Below are 3,571 nucleotides of genomic sequence, written 5' to 3' on the forward strand. Positions count from 1 at the left end.
CTCCAGCCCCGCCATGCCCCCATCATGGCCGTCCACGGCCTCCCCCGGGGCCGTTACGGGGGAATACGCCCCCTGGGCACCTCTGGTACGCGCCTTTCGCATGGCATATGCCAACGGCACCTCGGGCCCCGGAACGGCCCGGCTGACCTGCGCGGACGGTTCGGCTGGCGGCACTTGACCGGCTCCCTCGACAAGACACGCTTAAGGCTGCGTTAAGGCTGCCATAAACCGCCCTATCGAGGGACCCGGATCAGACATCACGTCAATTGCAAGTCCCTGAAGGGATGAATCACAGGAATTTCGCCTTGCCGGGGCCCTCCTCCACGAAGCTGCGCATGCCGCGCTCGCGGTCCTCCGTGGCGAACAGGCCGGCGAACCAGTTGCGCTCGACGGCGAGGCCGGTCTCGAGGTCGGTCTCCAGACCGGTGTCGATCGACTCCTTGGCGGCGCGCAGCGCGATCGCCGGCCCCTGGACGAGCCGGGCGGCCCACGCGTGCGCCTCGGCGTAGACCTGGTCGGGGGCCACCACACGGTCCACCAGGCCCAGCGCGAGGGCCTCGTCGGCCTTGACCTGACGGCCCGTGAAGATGAGGTCCTTGGCCTTGGAGGGGCCGATCAGCCGGGACAGCCGCTGGGTGCCGCCCGCACCGGGGATGAGGCCGAGCAGGATCTCCGGCTGGCCGAGCTTGGCGTTCTCCCCGGCGATGCGGTAGTCCGCGCAGAGCGCGAGTTCGCAGCCGCCGCCGAGCGCGTAGCCCGTGACCGCGGCGACCACCGGCTTGGGGATGCGGGCCACAGCGGTGAAGGAGTCCTGCAGGGCGCGGGCCCGCACGACCATCGCCGCGTGGTCCATCACCTGCATCTCCTTGATGTCCGCGCCGGCCGCGAACACCTTCTCGCCGCCGTAGATCACCACGGCGCGCACGTCCTCGCGGCGGGTGGCCTCCTCGGCGAGCTCCTTGATGCGGTCCTGCGTGGCGACGTCGAGCGCGTTCATGGGCGGGCGGTCCAGGCGCAGCGTGCCGACGCCCTCGGCGACTTCCAGAGATACGGTCATGGGAGCAGGTTAACGGGGACTAACGGCGGCCGGCCCGGTGCGGTGGGTCACACCCGGCCGGGGGTCCGGGGGCTGCCCCGGACAGGCACGGCACGGGGACCGACGGCGGCCGGCCCGGTGCGGTCGGTCGCACCGGGCCGGGCCGTCGGCGGCGCGTTACGCCTTCCACTCGTCCCAGGACATGTTCCAGCCGTTGAACCCGTTGTCCGGGGCGACCGTCCGGTCGCGGGAGTTCTTGACGATCACCACGTCGCCGATCATCGAGCGGTTGAAGAACCAGGCGCCCGGCGCGCTGCTGTCGTAGCCGCCGCGTACGTCGCGCAGGCCGATGCAGCCGTGGCTCGCGTTGTAGCTGCCGAAGGCGCCGCCGCTCCAGTAGTTGCCGTGGAGGAAGGTGCCGGAGGTGGTCAGGCGCAGGGCGTGCGGCACGTCCTTGATGTCGTACTCGCCCTTGCCGTCGGCGTCGGTGAAGCCGACCGTGGCACCGTCCATGCGGGTCACCTTGTGCTTCTCGCTGATGACCATTTGGCCGTTCCAGGTGGCGGTGCCCGGCGCGCCGGCGGTGATGGGGATGGTCCTGATGACCTTGCCCTCCCGCATGACCTTCATCGTGTGCTTCTCGGCGTCGACCACGGAGACCTGGTTGCGGCCGATGGTGAAGGAGACGGTCCTGCTCTGCTTGCCGTAGACGCCGGGGCGGCCCTCGACACCGTCCAGGTCGAGCTTGACGGTGACCTTGGTGCCGGCCTTCCAGTACTGCTCGGGGCGGAAGTCGAGGCGGTCGTTGCCGAACCAGTGGCCGGCGACCTCGACGGCCGGCTCGGTCTTGATCTCGATCGCCTTCTCGACGGCCTTCGGCTCCGTGATGCCCCGGGTGAAGCGGAGCGAGAACGGCATTCCGACGCCGACGGTGGAGCCGTCCTCGGGGGTGAAGTGGCCGATGAAGGTGTTCTGCGGGGTCAGCGTGGTGAAGCTGGAGTCCTCGGCCGCCTCGAGGCCCGCGGAGTCCTTGGCGACCGCGTGCACGGTGTACTTGGTGGACGCGGCCAGGTGCCTGCTCGGCGTCCAGGAGGCGCCGTCGCCGGACACCTCCCCGGGTATCTCCGTGCCCTTGGCATCCTTGACGACGACCTGGGTGAGCTTGCCCTTGCTCACGCCGACCTTGAGGGCGCCGCTGGTGTCCACGGCCTTGGCGCCCTCCTTGGGCGCGATGGTCACGACCGCCTGCGACTGCTTGCTCCGGGCCGTGTCGGGGTCCTTGCCCTTGCCGTCCCCGGACCCTCCGCTCGAGGTACCCCCGCCGCACGCGGTGACGGCGAGGACCAGCGCGCCGGACACCAGCGCCAACAGCCCCTTGTGCCCCCGTCGTCCCCGCGCGTCCACCGGCGTCCCCGATATAGGCCGCACGTTCAAGTTCGTCTCCCCTCCCCGGGCCGGTCGGACCCGCGCCCCGGTGCGCTACCCGCGCACTGGCCGCATAGTAACCACAAGGTCAGGGGCAGTTTGTCAGGCGATTGTCACTGTTCAGTCCCAACTTCAGCAGCTTCCGGGCAAGGGCGGACAGCCCCTCAGCCCGCGCCCTCGCCCGGTCACTTGACCGCACTGCCCGCCTTCCACTGGTCCCAGCCCATGTTCCACCCGCCGAGGCCGTTGTCGGGAGAGACCGTCCTGTCACCGCTGTTGACGATCCGGACGATGTCCCCGACGAGGCTGCGGTCGAAGAACCAGGCCGCCGGCGTCCCGGTCCCGCCGCCCTTGACGTCCCGCAGCCCCACGCAGCCGTGGCTGACGTTCTCGCGGCCGAACGTGTCCGGGGCCGACCAGTAGTTGCCGTGCAGGTAGGTGCCGGAGGAGGTGAGCCGCAGGGCGTGCGGGACGTCGGGGACGTCGTACTCGCTGCCGAAGCCGACCGTGCGGCTGTCCATGCGGGTGACCTCGTGCATCTCCATCACCACCATCGTCCCGTTGTACGTGGCGTGCTTCGGCGTCCCGGCGGTGATGGGGAGCGTGTCGAGCAGTTGGCCGTCGCGGCGGACCTGCAGGGTGTGGGCGGCGACGTCGACCAGGGAGACCTGGCCGCGGCCGATGGTGAAGGACAAGGTCTTGGACTGCAGTCCGTAGACGCCGGGCGCCCCCTCGACATCCCTCAGGCGCAGTTCGACGGTGACCCGGGTGCCCGGCTTCCAGAACTCCCGGGGACGGAGGTCGAGCCGGCTCCCGCCGAACCAGTGCGGGCGGATCTCGACCGGTGGCTCGGCGGTGACGCGGACGGCCCGCTCGACGGCGGTGCGGTCGGTGACCGGCTGGTTGAAGGACAGCGAGACGATCATTCCGGTGCCCACGACGGAGCGGTTCTCCGGGGTGACGTAGCCGATGAAGCGTTTCTCGGGGACGAGCGTGGTGAAGGTGGTGTGCCGGGCGGAGCGGTGCCCGGCCCCGTCGTCGGCCACCGCGTCGACGGTGTACTCGGCGGCGAGGGCGAGCCGGTCGTCGTCGGGCTGCCAGGTCCGGCGG

At 70.5% G+C, this 3,571-nt stretch carries 3 protein-coding genes; all 3 read right to left on the bottom strand.

All coding sequences use genetic code 11. The features are described 5' to 3' along the window. Positions 1-289: 289 nt before the first annotated feature. On the bottom strand, positions 290-1,057 hold the full coding sequence (locus C1I97_RS33390; protein ID WP_111006771.1) for an enoyl-CoA hydratase/isomerase family protein: 768 nt from the start codon (positions 1,055-1,057) through the stop codon (positions 290-292). A 156-nt stretch (positions 1,058-1,213) separates the two neighbouring features. Next, the gene (locus tag C1I97_RS33395; RefSeq protein ID WP_441349181.1) at positions 1,214-2,470 is read right to left on the bottom strand and encodes a L,D-transpeptidase; all 1,257 of its coding nucleotides are present in this window, start codon (positions 2,468-2,470) and stop codon (positions 1,214-1,216) included. Between the two features lie 176 nt (positions 2,471-2,646). Continuing rightward, on the bottom strand, positions 2,647-3,571 hold a 925-nt coding region (locus C1I97_RS33400; RefSeq protein ID WP_111006773.1), incomplete at its 5' end, for a L,D-transpeptidase.

Source organism: Streptomyces sp. NTH33 (assembly GCF_003236365.1).
GTDB lineage: Bacteria > Actinomycetota > Actinomycetes > Streptomycetales > Streptomycetaceae > Streptomyces.